Here is an 18,002-nt window from a genome sequence, read left to right on the forward strand (position 1 = left end):
CCCGGGCACGCCACCGGGCCGGACCTCCGTCCGCCGCTCCGGCCGGTGAGCCGTACCGCGCCGAGATGCAGCGCAGGGCGAATTGTGGATCTCCACGGACCCCTGAGCTGCATCTCGACGGGGAAACGGTCCGGATGGCGCGCGCGCCCGGCACCCGCGTCTACCCGATGCCGCCGCCACGCGGCGCGACGGCGCCGGGCCGTCCGTTTCCGTCGGCGGGGCGTGCGCCGGACCTCGACCCGCGCGCGCCCCGCGGCACCGAACGTGACCGGCGGCAGCGCGGCACGCCGACCGGCCTCCGGCACCGCGTCGCGCACGGCGCCGGTGCGATGGCGCTGGTGCTCGTCGCCCTCGCGGGCCTGATCTGGACCGTGCTGGTCCCGCCGGACGCCGGGCCGGGCGGGCAGGCGGCGTCCGCGCTGGACAACCAGCTCCCGCCGCCGCCACCTCCGCCACCGCCCGTGCAGTGGGTGCCGACCGCAGGCGACGAGTTCGACGCCGGCCGCGTCGACCGGTCCACCTGGACCGTCTACAACTCGCCGGGCGGGTTCGGCCACGGCCTGCGCCGGCCGTCCGCGGTCACCCAGGACGACGGCCTGCTCACCATCACCGCGCGCCCGCGGTCGGCCGGCGGTGGCGTCTCGGGCGGGATGGCGATGCACTCCGGTCAGCTCCACGGGCGCTGGGAGTTCCGGGCCCGCACCGACCCCGGCACCGGGTTCAGCCCGGCGATCCTGCTGTGGCCCGACTCCGAGCGGTTCCCGGACGACGGCGAGCTGGACATGATGGAGGTCCCGTCGGGCGACCGGCAGGCCGCCACCGCGTTCGTGCACCACGGCGCCGAGAACCACATCCTGTCCACCGAGACCCCGGGCGACTTCACCGGCTGGCACACCTTCGCGCTGGAGTGGCTGCCGGACCGGATCACCTGGTACGTCGACGGCGTCCAGAAGTGGGAGGTCACCGACCCCCGCGCGATCCCCACGACGCCGATGCACCTGTGCATCCAGCTCGACCAGGGGCCCGCCGAGAAATGGATCCCCGGCCCGGACGCGGGCACCCCCGACGAGGTGCGCCTGCAGGTCGACTGGGCCCGCCAGTACGCGCCCGCCGGCTGAGACCGTCGGTGGCCCGCGGTACAACACGGGGCATGGATCCGACTCCGGGCGAGATCGCCGTCGCGCTCGGCCTGCACCCGCCGACCGAGGAGCAGGCCGCGGTGATCGCCGCCCCGGCCGGGCCCGCACTCGTCGTCGCCGGGGCCGGGGCGGGAAAGACCGAGACGATGGCGGCCCGCGTCGTCTGGCTGGTCGCGACCGGACGGGTGCTGCCCGAGCAGGTCCTCGGCCTCACCTTCACCCGCAAGGCCGCCCAGCAGCTCGGCACCCGGGTGCGGTCCCGGCTGCGCCGGCTCGCGGGCTCCCGGCTGCTCGACGATCTGGACCCCACCGGGTCCCGCAGGGCGCACCTGCTGGCCGGCGAACCGACCGTCGCCACCTACCACGCCTACGCCGGGCGGCTGGTCGGCGAGCACGCCCTGCGGCTGCCGGTCGAACCGGCGAACCGGCTGCTCAGCCCCACCGCGACCTGGCAGCTGGCGCACCGGGTCGTCTCCACCTGGGCGGCCGACCTGGAGATCGACCGGGTGCCGGCGACCGTCACCGAGTACCTGCTGGCCCTGGCCGGCGAGCTGGGCGAGCACCTGGTCGAGGCGGCCGACGTCGAGCGGCTGACGGAGCGGGTGCTGCCGGTGCTCGAGCACGCGCCGCCCGGCAAGCGGCAGCGCGCCGAACCGGCGGCCGGCTACAAGGCCCGGATCGCCGGCCAGCGGATGCGCCTGGAGCTGCTCCCGCTGATCGCCGAGTTCGCCCGCCGCAAGCAGGCCGAGCAGGCGATGGACTTCGCCGACCAGATGGCGCTCGCGGCCCGGGTCGCCGAGGCCGACCCGCAGGTCGGCCGGATCGAGCGCGACCAGTACCGGGCCGTGCTGCTCGACGAGTACCAGGACACCGGGCACGCCCAGCGGGTGCTGCTGCGCGCCCTCTACGGCGTCCCGCCGGGCGCCGCCCCGGAGCCCCCCGGCAGCGACGGCACGGGGGAGCACCGGTCGGTCACCGCGGTCGGTGACCCGTGCCAGTCCATCTACGGCTGGCGCGGCGCCAGCGCCGGGAACCTGACCCGGTTCCGCACCGACTTCCCGGCCGCCGGTGGCGACCCCGCCCCGGTACACGGCCTGCTCACCAGCTTCCGCAACCCGGCCGAGGTGCTGGTGCTGGCCAACCGGGTGTCCGAGCCGCTCCGCAGCGCGCCGGGCACTGTCCGGGTCGGCGAGCTGCGCCCGCTGGAGACCGCCGGCCCCGGGGACGTCCGGGCCGCCCTGCTGGCCGACGTCGGCGCCGAGATCGACTGGGTCGCCGACGGGGTCGCCGAGCGCTGGCACCGGATCCTGGACGAGCGCGGCGCCCCACCGACGGCCGCGGTGCTGGTCCGGCGGCGCGGCGACATGGACGCGCTGGCCGCCGCGCTGCGCGACCGGGGCGTGCCGGTCGAGGTGGTCGGTCTCGGCGGCCTGCTGTCCACCCCGGAGGTCCGCGACCTGGTCTCGGCGCTGCGGGTGGTGACCGACCCGCTCGCCGGGCCGGCCGCGGTCCGGCTGCTCACCGGCCCCCGCTGGCGGCTCGGAATCGCCGACCTCGCCGCGCTGTGGGCCCGCGCCCGCGAGCTCGTCCCGGCCCGCCCGGCGCGCCCGGGCCCGCTGTCCGCGGCCGAGCTGGCGCTCGGCGCGCTGCCCGGTGAGCAGGCCGAGCAGGCCGGCCTGGTCGACGCCCTGGACGATCCGGGCGACCCGGAGCGCTACTCGCGGGCCGGCTTCGACCGGATCCGGCGGCTCGGCCGCGAGCTCGCCCAGCTGCGGCACCGGGCGTCGGCGCCGCTGACCGACCTGGTCGCCGACGTCGAGCGCACCCTGCTGCTCGATGTCGAGACCGTGTCCCGGCCGGGCACCACCGGCCGCGCGCACCTGGACGCGTTCGCCGACGTCGTCGCGGAGTTCGCCGCCGGGGCCGAGGTGGGGTCGGTGTCCTCGCTGCTGGACTACCTGGACACCGCCGAGCGCGCCGAGAACGGGCTGGCCCAGCCCGAGATCGACGTCTCGCCCCACCAGGTGCAGATCCTCACCGTGCACGCGGCCAAGGGGCTGGAGTGGGAGATCGTCGCCGTCCCGCACCTGGTGTCGCAGGTGTTCCCGGGCCGGAAGATGTCCGGCAGCTGGCTCAAGGACCCGTCCGACCTGCCGGTCCCGCTGCGTGGCGACGCCGACGACCTGCCCGGGCTCGACCTGCCGCCGCCGGGGGCGGACCGCAAGCAGGTGGAGGCCGCGCTCGACGAGCACGACGCCGCCCTCGACGACCGCCGCCTCGCCGAGGAGCGCCGGCTGTTCTACGTCGCGCTCACCCGCTCCGAGCACACCCTGCTCGCCTCCGGGCACCGCTGGCCGGCGGCGGGGGAGCGGCCCAAGGAACCGAGCGCGTTCCTCGCCGAGCTGGCCGAGGTGCTGGAGGGACCCGGCGGGTCCGAGGTCGGGGAGCTGGAGCACTGGGCACCGCCGCCGGAGGCCGACACCGCTAACCCGAACCTCGGCGTCGAGCGGACGGCGCAGTGGCCACCGGAGCCCTTCGGCAGCCGCGCCCCGGACGTGGCGGCCGGGGCCGACCTGGTGCGGGCCGCGCTCCGGGCCCGGACCCCGCGCAAGCCCGCCAAGCGCAGGCGCCGGCAGACCGCGGACCAGCTGACGCTGATGGACCTGCCCGCCCCCGAGCCGGACGAGGCCGCACCGGCAGCCGAGGCGGACGCCGCCGGGGACCGGGGCGGCGAGGGCGACCCGGAGGGCTGGGCCGCCGACGTCGACGTGCTGCTGGCCGAACGGGCCGCGGCGGCCGAGCGGCCGGCGGTGGCGCTGCCCGGGCGGCTGTCGGTGAGCCGGCTGGTCGAACTGGCCGACGACCCGGACGCGCTGGCCGTCCGGCTGCGCCGCCCGGTGCCGCTGCCGCCGAACCCGCACGCCCGCCGGGGCACCGCGTTCCACGCCTGGCTGGAGCAGCGGTTCGGCGCCGAGCGCCTGCTCGACCTGGACGAGCTGCCCGGGGCCGCGGACGACGGCGCCGCCCCGGACGACGAGCTGGCCGAGCTGCAGGAGGCGTTCCTGGCCTCGGAGTGGGCGGACCGGATGCCGGTCGACGTCGAGGTGTCGTTCGAGACGGTGCTGGCCGGGGTCGCGGTGCGCGGCCGGATGGACGCGGTGTTCGCCGATGCGGACGGGGGCTGGACCGTCGTCGACTGGAAGACCGGTGCCGTGCCCGCCGCGGACCGCGAGCACGCCGTCGGGGTCCAGCTGGCCGCGTACCGGCTGGCCTGGGCGGCGCTGCAGGGGGTGGCACCGGACCGGGTGCGGGCCGCGTTCCACTACGTCCGCGACGGCGTCACCCTGCGCCCGGCCGACCTGCTCGACGCCGAGCGGCTGCACGCCCTGGTCGCCGGGGTCCCGGCCGCCTGACCCGGCCGCCTGACCCGGCCGACCGAGCCGAGCCGACCGACCGGTAGGCCGACCCGACCGACCCGGCCGCTCCGGAGCGCCGCCGCGCCGCACCCGGACACGACGCGAGCCCGCGGCCCCCGGTGGTCGGGGAACGCGGGCTCGCGGGTCGTGCGCGCAGGTGCTAGTGCGACTCCGCCTTGGCGATGTGGGCACCGGTCAGCGACCGGACCTCCATCTCGGCGTACTTGCTGCCGTCGTGCCGCTTCTGGCCGACGTAGGTACCGATGACACCCAGCAGGAACGACGCCGGGATGGACACCAGTCCCGGGTTCGACAGCGGGAACAGCGCGAAGTCGGCGTTCGAGAAGATCGACGGCGTGGACGCCGTCTCCGGGTTCCCGGACACCACCGGCGAGAAGATGATCAAGATCACGACGACCGCGAGGCCGCCGTAGATCGAGAACAGCGCGCCCGTGGTGTTGAACCGCTTCCAGAACAGCGAGTAGAGGATCGTCGGCAGGTTCGCCGAGGCCGCCACCGCGAACGCCAGCGCCACCAGGAATGCCACGTTCTGGTTGCGGGCCAGGATACCGCCGACGATCGCGATCACGCCGATCGTCACCGCGGTCCGCCGGGCCACCCGTACCTCCGTCGCCTGCACGTCGGAGACCTGGCCGCGCCTGATCACGTTGATGTACACGTCATGCGCGAAGGACGCGGACGCGGTGATCGTCAGGCCGGCGACCACCGCCAGGATCGTCGCGAACGCGACCGCCGAGATGATGCCCAGCAGCACCGGGCCGCCGAGCTCGAAGGCCAGCAGCGGGGCCGCCGAGTTGACCGAGCCGGGCGAGTTCTGGATCGTCTCCGGCCCCACCAGTGCACCGGCGGCGTAGCCGATGACCAGGGTGAACAGGTAGAACAGGCCGATCAGCCAGATCGCCCACTCGACCGACCTCCTGGCCTCCTTGGCCGTCGGCACGGTGTAGAAGCGCATCAGCACGTGCGGCAGGCCCGCGGTACCGAGCACCAGGGCAAGCCCCAGCGAGATGAAGTCGATCTTCGACGTGAAGGACGTGCCGTACTTCAGGCCCGGTGAGAGCAGGCCCGCGCCGTCCTCCGGGTTGGCCTGGACCGCGGCACCGAGCAGGGCCGAGAAGTTGAATCCGAACAGCGCCAGCGCCCAGATCGTCATGATCAGGACCCCGGCGATGAGCAGCACCGCCTTGATCATCTGGACCCAGGTGGTGCCCCGCATGCCGCCGATCAGCACGTAGGTGATCATCACGGCACCCACGATCGCGATCACGACGCCCTGCGCGAACCCGCCGGACACACCCAGCAGCAGCGACACGAGCGCACCGGCACCGGCCATCTGGGCCAGCAGGTAGAAGAACGAGACCGCCAGCGTCGAGGTGGCGGCGGCCGCGCGGACCGGGCGCTGACGCATCCGGAACGCCAGCACGTCACCCATCGTGAACCGGCCGGTGTTCCGCAGCAGCTCCGCGACCAGCAGCAACGCCACCAGCCATGCGACGAGGAAGCCGATCGAGTAGAGGAACCCGTCGTAGCCGGTGACCGCGATGGCGCCCGCGATGCCCAGGAACGACGCCGCGGACAGGTAGTCACCCGCGATCGCGAAACCGTTCTGGGTACCGGAGAAGCCGCCGCCCGCCGTGTAGAAGTCGGAGGCCGTCTTCTTGGCGTGCCGGCTGTTGACGTAGAAGACGATCCCCAGCGTGCCGATCACGAACACCAGGAAGATCGCGATGTTCAGGACCGGGTTGCTGCCCGCGGTCGCCTGGGCCAGGACGGTGTGACTCACTTCGCCCCCTCGATCTCGTCACGGATCTTCGACGACAGCGGGTCGAGCCTGCGGTCCGCGAAGCGGACGTAGGCCACCGTGATCGCGAACGTGGACACGAACTGCAGCAGGCCGAGGATCAGGCCCAGGTTGATGTTGCCCAGTACCGGGATGGCCATGAAGTCGGGCGCGAAGCTGGCCAGCACCACGTAGAGCAGGTACCAGACCAGGAACCCCACGGTGACGGGGAAGACGAACCCGCGCAGTCGCTTGCGCAGGTCCTGGAAGTCGGGACTCGCCTGCACGGCGGCCCAGTCGGGGGTACCCGGTGGCGGGTCCCCCGTGCCGTTCTCGGACTCGGTGGTACTCACGCATGCCTCCTTGCATCTCCCGCGCGCGATCTCGGGGGTGCGCCCAGGAAAGTTCCTCACAGCCGCATGCGGAAGCCCACACACGGTCTCGATTCGGACACTGAGGCGAGTGGCCGACGATCGGTGGGTCGATCGCCTCAGAAAACGACCGACGGTCTTGACACCGGCCGGACGGGCCTACTCACTTCTCGCGGTCCGCCAGATGTAGCCGGAGCATCGTATCCTCCGCCCACGACGGAACGTGATCACCCAGTGACACGAGGACCATGACCACGAAGGCCAGCGGCACCGACCAGAGGGCCGGTCGGGCGAGCAGCATGCCCGCCGTTCCGCTTAGTCCGGTCACGGCGGCCAGTCCCATCGCACCGGCCGAGAAGACCAGTCCGGCGACCATCCCGGCGTACGCGCCGCGCGCCGTCAAGCCCTTCCACCACAGTCCGAGTACCAGCAGCGGGCAGAACGTGGAGGCCGCCACGGTGAACGCCGAGGTCACGGCGGCGCTCACGTCCACCCGGACCATCAACAGCGCCGCCGGGATGACGACCGCCGAGGCGGCCAGCGCGGTGAGCCGCAGCCGGCGCAGCCCGGAGGGCATGAGGTCGTGCGCGAGCGCGCCCGAGAGCGCCAGCAGCAGGCCCAGCGACGTGGCCAGGAACGCGGCGAACGCGCCCGCGGTGAGCAGTGCCGTCAGGGTCGCGGCCGTGCTGCCGCCGGTGATCCGGCCGGGCAGCGTGACGATCGCGGTGTCGGTGCCCTGGGACAGGTACAGCTCCGGCGTGAGGACCGTGCCCAGCAGCCCGTAGACGATCGGGAACAGGTAGAACGTCCCGAGCATCGCCACCGTGATCGCCGCGGTGCGCCGGGCCGCTCGGCCGTCCGGGCTGGTGTGGAAGCGGACGATGACGTGCGGCAGCCCCATCGTCCCGAGCGCGGTCGCGACCAGCAGCGACCAGGTCGCGAGCAGCGGCGCCCCCTCTCCGGAGCCCAGCAGCGGCAGCGCCCAGTCCTCCCCGCCGGGCACCGGCAGCGACGCCCGGTCCCCACCGAGCTCGGGTACCGGCGCCCCCTCCGGGAACGTCCACACCTGATCGGCGTACGCGGCGTGCGGTCCGGGCGTGAGCCGCACCGGCGGCCCGCCGTCGATGACGACGGTGGTCGGCTCGGTCAGCACCAGGTCGGTGTCCAGCCGGAAGTCGACGGGCGTCTCCCGGGTGAAGGTCGTGAACTCGGCGGGGGCTGCCATCTCCGCGCGCAGCGCCGGCCCGGCCAGCAGCAGCAGCCAGATCGCCGGCCCGGCGAACAGCACCAGCTTGAGCGCGAACTGGAACGCCTGGACGTAGGTGGCGGCACGCATCCCGCCCAGTGCCAGCGTGACGCCGACGGCGAGCGCGGACACCACGACGCCCACCCAGTAGTCCACACCGGACACCAGGGTGAGCAGCTGACCGGCCGCGACGATCTGCGGCACCAGGTACATCATGGCGATCACCACGACCACCACCGCGCAGAACCGGCGCAGCGAGCGCGACCCGAGCCGGGCCTCGGCGAACCCGGGGACGGTCAGCGCCCCGGTGCGCCGCATCGGCGCGGCGACCAGCGTGAGCATCAGCAGGTAGCCCGCGGTGAACCCGACCGGATACCAGAACGCGCCGGTACCCTCCTTGATCACCAGACCGGCGATGCCGAGGAACGACGCCGCCGAGAGGTACTCGCCGGAGACCGCGGCCGCGTTGAGCATCGGCGAGGTCCGCCGGGACGCGACCAGGAAGTCCGATGTGGTCCGCATCGCGGCCACGCCGCGGACCCCGACCAGCATCGTGACCAGGAGCAGCGTGACGACCGCGGCTCCGGTCACCGGGCGCGGCCCTCGCCGTCCGGCTCGGCGTCCCCGCCCTCCGGGGCGCCGGGGGCCGGCCCGGCGTCGCGCTCGGCCCGCTCGGCGCGGCGCAGGTGCCACCAGGCCAGCCCGGCCAGCAGCGGGTAGGGCAGCAGCGCGACCGCGATCCAGGTCAGGGGCAGCCCGGACAGCCGTACCGCGCCCGGCTCGGGGACCAGCGACAGCAGCGCAGGCAGCCCGAACAGCAGCACCGCGCCGCAGGTCAGGGTCACCGTGGCCCGGCGCAGCTGGACCCGCCGCGCCGCCCGGGCGGCGGCGGTGCGGGCCGGGTCGAGCGTCCCGTCCGGCGATGCCCGGGGACTCACCGGGCGGGCCCGAGCCCCGGGCTCCGGCGGGGCGGACACCGCGACCCGGCGCGGGCGGTTCACCGCGCTCCCCGCTCGCCGTCGCGCAGGTGTCCGATCCCGGAGACGCCGTCCGCGGTGCCGGAACCGGCCGCCCCGGCACCGGTGACCCGGTGGGCCGGCGGGGAGTCGTCCGCGGGGCCCAGCGCCCCGGAGGTCGCCGCGGCCAGTAGCTGTTCGCGCAGCTCGCGGGCGTGCCGCCGGCTCACCGGGACGTCCCCCGCGTCGGTGTGCGCCAGCAGGCCGCCACCGGCGTCGCTGCGCAGCTCCAGCACGCCGGGCAGGAACAGCAGGAAGCTGCGGTGCACCCGGACGAACCGGTGGGCCGCCCAGTGCTCCTCCAGCCGGGACAGCGGGATCCGCACCAGCGGGGAACCGGACGGGGTGTGCAGCCGCACGTAGTCGCCATGGGCCTCGGCGAACCGGACGTCCTCGCGGCGGACGTAGCGGGTACGCCCGGCCAGCTCCACCGGCAGCACGGCCAGCTCGTCCACCCGGGGCAGGGCACTGTGCGCGTCCGGGCCCTCGTCCGCCGGCTCCGCGGTCGGGGCGGGGGCGGACGCCGAGCGCCCGGCCCGGGCCCGGTGGACCCGCGCGAGCGCGGCGGCGAGCCGGTCGGTGCCCACCGGTTTGAGCAGGTAGTCGACCGCGCCCAGGCCGTACGCGGCGACCGCGTGTTCCTCGAAGGCGGTCACGAACACGATCTCCGGGGGATGCGCCATCGCGGCCAGCACGCCGCCCAGCTCCAGCCCGTCCATCCCGGGCATCGTGATGTCCAGGAACACCGCGTCGAACGCACCGCCGGGGATCGATCGCAGCGCCTCGACCGCATCCCCGGCCCGAGCCACCTCGGCGACGTCCGGGGCGTCGGCGAGCAGCGCGCAGATCTCGTCCAGGGCCGGCGCGACGTCGTCGACGGCCAGCACCCGCAGGCTCTCGTTCACGGGAGCACTCCGGGGGCGAACCGCGGGACCCGCAGCACGATCCGGGTGCCGGCGTCCGGGGCGGTCTCGATCACCAGGCCGTGCCCGGGCCCGTAGACCGCACGCAGCCGGCGGTCCACGTTCACCAGCGCCAGCCCCGAGCCCTCGGCGGTCCCGGCCAGCACGTCCCGGGCGTGCTCCGGGCTCATCCCCGGCCCGTCGTCCTCCACCGCGACGACGCACTCGTCGCCCTCGGCCTCGCCGCTGACCTGGACCAGCCCGCCGCCGGAGGAGCGCTCGACGCCGTGCTGCACGGCGTTCTCCACCAGCGGTTGCAGGGCCAGCACCGGGATCGCCACCGGCAGCACCTCGGGGGCCACCCGCACCTGCACCCGCAACCGGTCGCCGAGCACCGCGCGGGCCAGCGTCAGGTACGCCTCCACCGAGCGGAACTCGCCGGCCAGCGTGGTGTAGTCGCCGCGGGCGGCCAGCGAGTGCCGGATGAACTCGGCGAAGGTCTCCAGCAGGTCGCGGGCGCGCGCCGGGTCGGAGCGCACGAACGACGCGATCGTGGTCAGGGCGTTGTAGACGAAGTGCGGGGAGATCTGCGCGCGCAACGCCCGCAGCCGGGAGAGCTCGGCCTGCGCCGCACCGGTCTCCAGCCGGGCCCGCTCCAGGGCGTCGGCGACGAACCCGGCGGCGCGCCGGGCGGCCGGCACTCCCACCTCGCCGGCCAGCACCAGGACCCCGGCCTCGCCGGGGTCCTCTGCGCCGTCCGGACCGGCCGGCAACGGCAGCGCGACCAGCCCGGCACCGCTCACCCGGCGGCCACCGGACCGGGCTCGTCCGGCCAGCGCGGTCCCGGCCTCGCGCTCGGCGCCCCACCAGGTCGCGGGCTCGCCGGGGGGCAGCAGCCCGGCGCCGGACGCGCCGCACAGCCCGGCCAGCCGGCGCATCGCCTCGACGGCGGCCGGGGACCCGGCCGGCTCGCGCAGCCCGGCCGCGATCGCGACACCGGTGTCGAGCACGTCGGTCGGGTCCGGGTGCACGGTCGCGGCACCGTCGGGCCGGCGGCGTCCCGGGAGGCGGGGCCGCAACCCGCCGAGCCCGGCCGTGCGCGGGCCGCGCTCCGGGTCGCCTGGCACTGCCATCCCGCCAGGATAGGACGCCCCCGCCCCGCCGGCCGCCTGCGGCCGATCACGGGCGCCCGGGCCCCGACGAGTGCCGTGCCGATCGGCCCTCGACGGGGACTAACCTGCCCGCGTGATCGGCTCCTCCCGGCTCGCCTCCCTCGACCCGCAGGTCGCGGGAGCGCTACGGATGCCCGACACCCGGTCGAGCCCGGTCCGCTCCCTGGTCACCCGGCTCCTGGTCGCCCTGGCCGCGCTCGGCGCCACGACCCTGATCGTGTACTTCGGGCGGGACGGCTACCTGGACAACAACGGCGTCGGGCCGATCTCGCTGCTGGACGCGCTCTACTACGCGACGGTGTCGCTGTCCACGACCGGCTACGGCGACATCGTGCCGGTCGGCCCGACCGCGCGGGCCGTCAACATCGCGGTGATCACCCCATTGCGGGTGCTGTTCCTGATCGTCCTCGTCGGCACGACGGTGGAGCTGCTGACCGAGCGCTCCCGCCAGTCGTTCCGGATCCAGCGCTGGAGGTCGCGCGTGCGCGAGCACACGGTCGTCGTCGGCTACGGCACCAAGGGCCGGGCCGCGGTGGAGACGCTGCTCGGGGAGGGGGTGGAGCCCGAGAAGATCGTCGTGGTGGACACCGACCGGGCCCGGCTCGACGTCGCGTCCGGGCTGGGGCTGGTGACCGTCTCCGGCAACGCGACCCGCTCGGCGGTGCTGCGGATCGCGGGGGTGCAGCTGGCGACGACGCTGGTGGTGGCCCTGGACCGGGACGACACCGCGGTGCTGGTCACCCTGACCGCCCGCGAGCTGTCCAGGTCGATCTCGATCGTGGCCGCGGTCCGCGAGACCGAGAACGTGCACCTGCTGCGCCAGTCCGGGGCCAGCTCGGTGATCGTCTCGGACGAGACGGCCGGGCGGCTGCTGGGCGTCGCGACCCGGTCCCCGGCGGTCGTCGAGGTGGTGGAGGACCTGCTCACCCCGGACGCCGGGTTCGCCATCAGCCAGCGCCAGGTGGAGCCCGCCGAGGTCGGCGGATCGCCGCGGCACCTGCCCGACATCGTGCTGGGTGTGGTCCGGGACGAGCACCTCCACCGGGTCGACGCGCCGGCGGTGGACGCGCTGGAGCGCGGTGACCAGTTGCTCTACGTGCGGAAGGCGACCCCACCGGGCGACGACTGAGGGGATCTCCGGGCAGATCCCTTGACCTGAAGTCGGCTACAGGTCGCACGGTCGTCCCCATGACGACGACCACCACCTCCCCCGGCGATCTCGCCGGACTGCTGACCCGGATGACCGGCGACGAGAAGCACGAGCCCGCGGCGACGTCCACCCTGGACGTCATCCGGGTGTTGTACGAGCGTGTCCTGCGGGTCGACCCGGCCCGTCCGGACGACCCGGACCGCGACCGGTTCCTGCTCTCCAAGGGGCACGGGCCGATGGCCTACTACGCCGTGCTGGCCGCGCACGGCTTCCTCGACCCCGTGTCCCTGGACCGGATGGCCGAGTTCGACTCGCGGCTCGGACACCACCCGGACCGCACCCTGCTGCCCGGGGTGGAGATCTCCTCCGGCTCCCTCGGACACGGCCTCGGCCTCGCGGTCGGGACCGCGCTGGGGCTGCGCCTGTCCGGCCGAGTGGAGCGCACGCGGAACGAGCATCAGCGCCGCTCGGCCCGCACCGTGGTGCTCGTCGGCGACGCCGAGCTGGACGAGGGGTCCAACGCCGAGGCGATCCAGTACGCCGGCCGGGCCGGGCTGGACGGGCTGACCGCCGTCGTGATCGACAACGCGTCGGCCTCGCACGGCTGGCCGGGCGGGATCGCCGCGCGGTTCGCCGTCGAGGGGTGGGTGACCACAGACGTCGACGGTCACGACCGGGGGGCCCTGTTCCGCGCGTTCCGCACCCCGCACGATGGCCGGCCGCTGGCCGTCGTCGCGCACGTCGAACCGGAGGAGATCCACTGATGACCGCCTTTGCTCTGCGTACCGGTACGCAGCGGTCCCTCGACCAGCGGGAACGCTTCTACGACCTGCTGCCCGAGCTCGTCGCCGCCGATCCACGGGTGGTGGTGTTGCTGGCCGACATCGGCGCCGGGTACCTCGACGTGCCTCCGGAGGTCGCCGACCGGATCGTCAACGTCGGGATCCGCGAGCAGCTGCTGGTCTCCGCGGCCGGCGGGCTGGCGCTGAGCGGGATGCGGCCGCTGGTGCACACCTTCGCGCCGTTCCTCCTGGAGCGGCCCTACGAGCAGCTCAAGCTGGACCTCGGCCACCAGGGCGCCGGCGCGGTGCTGGTCTCGGCCGGCGGCTCCTACGACATGCCGACCGCAGGCGAGACGCACTCCGGCTCCCGGGACGTCCCGCTGCTGGACACCGTGGCGGGCTGGACGGTGCACGTCCCCGGGAACGCCGACGAGGCCGAGGCGCTGATCCGCGCCGTGCTCCCCGGCGACGACCGGGTCTACGTGCGGCTCGGCGCCGCGTCCAACGCGGTGGCGCAGCCCGTCGGCGGGGGCATGACGGTGCTGCGCCGGGGGAGCCGGGGCACCGTCGTCGCGGTGGGGCCGACCGCCGACCGGACCCTGGCTGCGGTCGCGGACCTCGATGTCACGGTGCTCTACGCGGCCACCGTGCGGCCGTTCGACGGGGCGACCCTGCGCGCCACGCTCACCGAGCCCGACGTCGTGCTCGTCGAGCCGTACCTGGCCGGCGCCTCGACCCGGTTCGCGGCCGATGCGCTGTCCGGGATCCGGCACCGGGTGCTCGGGCTGGGCGTCGGGACCGCGGAGCTGCGCCGCTACGGCACCGTCGCCGACCACGACGCCGCGCACGGCCTGGACGTCGCGGGCATCCGCCGGTCGGTGGCCGGGTTCCTGGGGTCGTAGGGTCGCGGGCGTGCGCCTGGCCACCTGGAACGTGAACTCGGCGAAGTCCCGGCTGCCCCGGTTGCTGCCCTGGCTGGACGAGCGGTCCCCGGACGTCGTCTGCCTGCAGGAGACCAAGCTGTCCGACGACGACTTCCACGCCGCGCTCGGCGAGCCGCTCGCCGAGCGCGGCTACGCCGTGGCCCACCACGGGCAGGGCCGCTGGAACGGGGTGGCGCTGCTGTCCCGGGCCGGGCTGGACGAGGTCGTCCGGGGGCTGCCGGACGAGCCGGTCTTCACCGACGGCGGGCTTACCGGACCGGACGCCCGGGCGATCACGGCGACCTGCGGCGGGTTGCGGGTCACCTCGGTGTACGTGCCGAACGGGCGCGAGCCGTCCGATCCGCACTACGCCTACAAGCTGCGCTGGCTCGCCGCGCTGCGCGACCTGGTCGCGGCGGGCGACCCGGCGTCGGCGGTGGTGGCAGGGGACGTGAACATCGCCCCGACCGACGACGACGTCTGGGACCGCCCGGCGTTCGACGGCGCGACCCACGTGACCCCGGACGAGCGGGCGGCGCTGGCCGCGCTGCGCGAGGCCGGCCTGGCCGACGTGCTGCGTGACCGGTGGCCGGACGAGCGGGTGTTCAGCTACTGGGACTACCGGGCCGGCCGGTTCCACCAGGACCAGGGGATGCGGATCGACCTGATCCTCGCGGGGGCCGGTCCGGCCGGTCGCCGTGCCGCCGTGTGGGTGGACCGCAAGGCCCGGAAGGGCAAGAACCCGAGCGACCACGCTCCGGTGCTGCTCGACCTGGACACCGCCCCGGACGGCGACGCCGGACCGGTCGTCCCGCCGCCGTCCGCGCCGGCACCGCTGGTCCGGGGCAGGTAGCCGCTCGGCGCCCCGGAACGACCCATGGTGTGGTTCCGCTTGCAACATTTGCGGTAGCGCTGCTACCCACCGGGCGTGGACCGCAACTCACGGGGGAAGACCATGACTGACACCAACCGTCGGCTCACGCGCACCGTGGGCGCCGGGGTCGCCGCGATCGCGCTCGTCGGGCTCACCGCGTGCGGGGGTGAGACGCCGTCGATGCCGAACATGCCCGAGATTCCCGGGGTGGGTGACCCGCAGCAGGCGTTCGGTGACGCGCACCAGAAGGCGCTGGGTCTGGCCGCGCTCGGCGGTGCCGGCATGGAGCAGGGCGTCGGCCAGCAGGTCAAGGACCTCGCCCCGCAGGTGCAGGGCGAGGGGCAGCAGCTCGACCAGCAGCTGCGCGGCCTGGCGTCGGGCATCGGCGTCTCGCTGCCGGACCAGGTCTCCCCGGAGGTCCAGTCCCAGGTCGACGACCTCAAGGCGCGCTCCGGCGAGGAGTTCGACCAGGGCTGGCTGCAGGCCGCCCAGACCCAGGTCACGGAGCTGAACGACCAGGCCCAGGGGCTGCTCAACGTGCCCGGCCTGCCGCCGGAGCAGCTCGAGCAGGCCCGCGCGCAGGTGAGCAACCTCGGAGAGCTGAAGACCAAGCTGGACGAGGCCGCCGCCGCGGGCGGCGCCGCCACCCCGGGTGGCGAGCCCGGCGAGGGCGGTGCCGCCGACGGCGGTCAGGGCGGCGAGGCCGGTGGTCAGACCGGTCAGGACGGCGCGGCCGGCGGCCAGGACGGCGCGGGTGACGGCGGCCAGGCGGCCGGTCCGGACGGCTCCGGTTCCGAGGGCTCGGGCTCGGCGGGCTCGGGCTCTGAGGGTTCGGGCTCCGAGGATTCGGGCTCGGAGGGCGCGGGCCAGAACGGCTCCGGCAACGCGGTGGACGCCGGTACCGGCGGCCAGGCCGCGTCGTCCGACGCCGTGCTGCCGATCGCGCTCGGCGGGGCCGGTGTGCTGCTGCTCGGTGCCGGCCTGATCCGGCTGCGCCGCTCGCGCGCGTGAGGACACGGCACCGGTACCGCCGGGAGGCCGTCCGCGGAGCGTTGTCGCTGATGCTCCTGGGCGTCCTCCTGCTCGGTGCCGGTGCCGTGCTCGCCACCGGTGACGGGCCCCGCCTCGTCGCCGAGGACCTCGGCACGGTTCCCGCCCCGGCGGGGCCTGCCGATCCGGGCCCCGCCGGCCTCGCCGGTGGGGCCCCGTCGCGTGCGGTGCCGGCGTCGCGGGTGCTACCCGTGCTGGCCCCTCCGGAGGTCGCCCCGGCACCCGGCGCGGACGCCCCTGGGGCGTCGCCCCGGATCACCGGGCCGGCCCCGCCGGCCCCGCAACAGCCCTGGACGGTCTCGCCGATCTACCCGGCCCCCGAGGAACCGGACACCGCGGAACCGGACCCCGCCGCCCGGCCGGGACCGGTCGTCCCGGCCGTCCTGGAACTGCCGGGCCGCGGCGTCACCGCACCCGTCGAGTCGGTCGGCACCGGCCCCGGCGGCGGCATGGTGATCCCGGAGCAGGTGCGCACCGTCGGCTGGTGGGCACCGGGCGTGCTCCCCGGTGGCACCGCCGGCAGCGCGGTGATCGCCGGGCACGTCGACTCGGCCACCCAGGGCCTCGGCGTGCTGGCGGTGCTGCCGCAGCTGGTCGCGGGTGAGCCGGTCGTCGTCCGCGGGCCGGACGGGCGCGCCGCGACCTACCGGGTCGCCGCCCGCCGCGAGTACGGCAAGCAGGACCTGCCCCAAGAGGTCTTCCGCCGGGACGGCGACCCGCAGCTCGTCCTGATCACCTGCGGCGGGGTCTTCGACCCGGTCGCCGGCAGCTACGAGTCCAACATCGTCGTCTACGCCGTCCCGGACCCGGCCTGATCCGCGCGAGCGCTTACCCTGACCTGCTGTGAGCACCAGCACCGGAACCCCCGCCGTGACCGATTCCGCGCAGACCGGTGAGGCCCCGGAGTTCGCCGCCGTCCGCGAAGCCGCCCAGCGGGCCAGGGCCGCGGCCCCGGCCGTCCGCGCCGCCGGCGAGGGCGCCGTCGACGACGCGCTGCGTGCGGCCGTCGCCCGGATCCGGGACCGGGCGCCGGAGCTGCTCGAGATCAACGCCGCCGAGGTCGAGGCCGCCGGGCGGAGCGGGATGGCCGCGGGCCTGCTGGACCGGCTGACCCTCGACGAGGAGCGCCTGGCCGACATCGCCATGCAGCTCGAGGTGCTGGCCGCGACGCCGGAGCCGGCGACCGAGTGGCCGGTCCGGACCCTGGAGACCGGGGAGCGGGTGTTCGAGCGGCGGATCCCGGTCGGCGTGATCGGTGCGGTGTTCGAGGCCCGCCCGAACGTCACCGTCGACGTCGCCTCCCAGGTGCTCAAGGCCCGCAGCGCCGCCGTGCTGCGCACCGGCGCGGCCGCGCTGCGCACTGCCACCGCGCTGGTCGAACAGGTGCTCCGGCCCGCGCTGACCGAGGCCGGGCTGCCCGCCGAGGCGGTGCAGCTGGTCCCGCTGCCCGGGCACGCCGGTGCCGAGGCGCTGGTCGGGTTGCCGGATCTGGTGCCGCTGGTCGTCGTCCGCGGGTCCGGGGAGGTCACCCGCAAGCTGTCGGTGCTCGGGGCGACCGCGGGCACCCGGGTGCTCGCGCACGCCGACGGCGGCGGCGTGCTCTACCTGGACGCCTCGGCGGACCCGGCCGAGGTCACCCGGCTGGTCGCCGACTCGACCGACCGGCTCGGCGTGTGCAACCGGCTGAACCTGCTGCTCGTGGACCGTCCCGCCTACGACGCGCTGCTCCCGGTCGTCCGGTCTACACTGGACGAGCGCGGGATCGGGCTGTCCGAGCCGCCGCACGGCCACCGGCTCGGACACGAGTGGGCGCTGGACTCCGGTGCCGAGGCCCACGTGACCGTCGCGGCCGTCGACGGCCCGGTCGACGCCGCGGACACCGCCGCCCGGGAGACCTCGGGCCTGGCGGCCACGATCTGCGCCGCCGACGGGGCCGCCGCGGACGCCTTCATCGACCGCTACACCGGCACCGGGGTGTTCTGGAACGCCACCTCGCGGCTGCTCGACGGCTACAAGCTGCTCGGCCTGCCGGAGACCGGGATCAACGTCGACCACACGCCCGGCCCGCGCGGCCCGGTCACCTACCGCGACCTGGGTCTGCGCCAGTTCGTGGTGCTGCCCCCGGCCTGATCACACAGCCGGTCGGGGCCGGGGGATAGC

The 18,002-nt window shown here is 75.3% G+C and carries 15 protein-coding genes; 9 read left to right on the plus strand and 6 right to left on the minus strand.

What is annotated here, in order from left to right:
• Positions 1-134 precede the first annotated feature (134 nt).
• Positions 135-1,118: a glycoside hydrolase family 16 protein gene (locus ACLFMI_RS02905; protein WP_410946128.1), complete on the plus strand. Its 984-nt coding sequence runs from the start codon at positions 135-137 to the stop codon at positions 1,116-1,118.
• 32 nt (positions 1,119-1,150) lie between these two features.
• Positions 1,151-4,552 carry an ATP-dependent helicase gene (locus tag ACLFMI_RS02910; RefSeq protein WP_410946129.1) on the plus strand — a complete coding sequence of 1,134 codons (3,402 nt, stop codon included), beginning with the start codon at positions 1,151-1,153 and terminating at the stop codon, positions 4,550-4,552.
• Between the two features lie 163 nt (positions 4,553-4,715).
• Here ACLFMI_RS02910 and ACLFMI_RS02915 read toward each other — a convergent pair whose 3' ends face one another.
• From ACLFMI_RS02915 to ACLFMI_RS02940, 6 genes are all read right to left on the minus strand, one after another.
• Complete coding sequence (locus tag ACLFMI_RS02915) at positions 4,716-6,359, minus strand: solute symporter family protein (RefSeq protein WP_410946130.1); 1,644 nt, start codon at positions 6,357-6,359, stop codon at positions 4,716-4,718.
• Complete coding sequence (locus tag ACLFMI_RS02920; protein WP_410946131.1) at positions 6,356-6,709, minus strand: DUF485 domain-containing protein; 354 nt, start codon at positions 6,707-6,709, stop codon at positions 6,356-6,358. Before ACLFMI_RS02920 ends, ACLFMI_RS02915 begins: the two co-directional genes overlap by 4 nt.
• A gap of 181 nt (positions 6,710-6,890) precedes the next feature.
• A complete protein-coding gene (locus tag ACLFMI_RS02925; RefSeq protein WP_410946301.1) occupies positions 6,891-8,525 on the minus strand; it encodes a sodium/solute symporter in 1,635 nt (544 codons plus the stop codon).
• Positions 8,526-8,560: 35 nt separating this feature from the next.
• Complete coding sequence (locus ACLFMI_RS02930) at positions 8,561-8,974, minus strand: hypothetical protein (RefSeq protein ID WP_410946132.1); 414 nt, start codon at positions 8,972-8,974, stop codon at positions 8,561-8,563.
• Positions 8,971-9,894 carry a LytR/AlgR family response regulator transcription factor gene (locus ACLFMI_RS02935; RefSeq protein ID WP_410946133.1) on the minus strand — a complete coding sequence of 308 codons (924 nt, stop codon included), beginning with the start codon at positions 9,892-9,894 and terminating at the stop codon, positions 8,971-8,973. Before ACLFMI_RS02935 ends, ACLFMI_RS02930 begins: the two co-directional genes overlap by 4 nt.
• The gene (locus tag ACLFMI_RS02940) at positions 9,891-11,024 is read right to left on the minus strand and encodes a sensor histidine kinase (RefSeq protein WP_410946134.1); all 1,134 of its coding nucleotides are present in this window, start codon (positions 11,022-11,024) and stop codon (positions 9,891-9,893) included. Before ACLFMI_RS02940 ends, ACLFMI_RS02935 begins: the two co-directional genes overlap by 4 nt.
• Before the next feature lie 169 nt (positions 11,025-11,193).
• Here ACLFMI_RS02940 and ACLFMI_RS02945 point away from each other — a divergent pair, with 169 nt between their 5' ends.
• From ACLFMI_RS02945 to ACLFMI_RS02975, 7 genes are all read left to right on the plus strand, one after another.
• Positions 11,194-12,192, plus strand: a complete 999-nt coding sequence (locus ACLFMI_RS02945; protein ID WP_410946302.1) for a potassium channel family protein — start codon at positions 11,194-11,196, stop codon at positions 12,190-12,192.
• Between the two features lie 59 nt (positions 12,193-12,251).
• Positions 12,252-12,977, plus strand: a complete 726-nt coding sequence (locus ACLFMI_RS02950) for a transketolase (protein WP_410946135.1) — start codon at positions 12,252-12,254, stop codon at positions 12,975-12,977.
• A complete protein-coding gene (locus ACLFMI_RS02955; protein WP_410946136.1) occupies positions 12,977-13,897 on the plus strand; it encodes a transketolase family protein in 921 nt (306 codons plus the stop codon). The genes ACLFMI_RS02950 and ACLFMI_RS02955 overlap by 1 nt, the downstream gene beginning before the upstream one ends.
• A gap of 10 nt (positions 13,898-13,907) precedes the next feature.
• Positions 13,908-14,771: an exodeoxyribonuclease III gene (locus tag ACLFMI_RS02960; protein ID WP_410946137.1), complete on the plus strand. Its 864-nt coding sequence runs from the start codon at positions 13,908-13,910 to the stop codon at positions 14,769-14,771.
• Between the two features lie 102 nt (positions 14,772-14,873).
• On the plus strand, positions 14,874-15,803 hold the full coding sequence (locus tag ACLFMI_RS02965) for a DUF4142 domain-containing protein (RefSeq protein WP_410946138.1): 930 nt from the start codon (positions 14,874-14,876) through the stop codon (positions 15,801-15,803).
• Positions 15,800-16,657: a class F sortase gene (locus ACLFMI_RS02970; protein ID WP_410946139.1), complete on the plus strand. Its 858-nt coding sequence runs from the start codon at positions 15,800-15,802 to the stop codon at positions 16,655-16,657. The genes ACLFMI_RS02965 and ACLFMI_RS02970 overlap by 4 nt, the downstream gene beginning before the upstream one ends.
• Before the next feature lie 55 nt (positions 16,658-16,712).
• A complete protein-coding gene (locus tag ACLFMI_RS02975; RefSeq protein ID WP_410946303.1) occupies positions 16,713-17,972 on the plus strand; it encodes an aldehyde dehydrogenase family protein in 1,260 nt (419 codons plus the stop codon).
• Positions 17,973-18,002: the final 30 nt, after the last annotated feature.

It is taken from the genome of Pseudonocardia nantongensis, from assembly GCF_046546495.1.
Classification (GTDB): Bacteria; Actinomycetota; Actinomycetes; order Mycobacteriales; family Pseudonocardiaceae; genus Pseudonocardia; species Pseudonocardia nantongensis.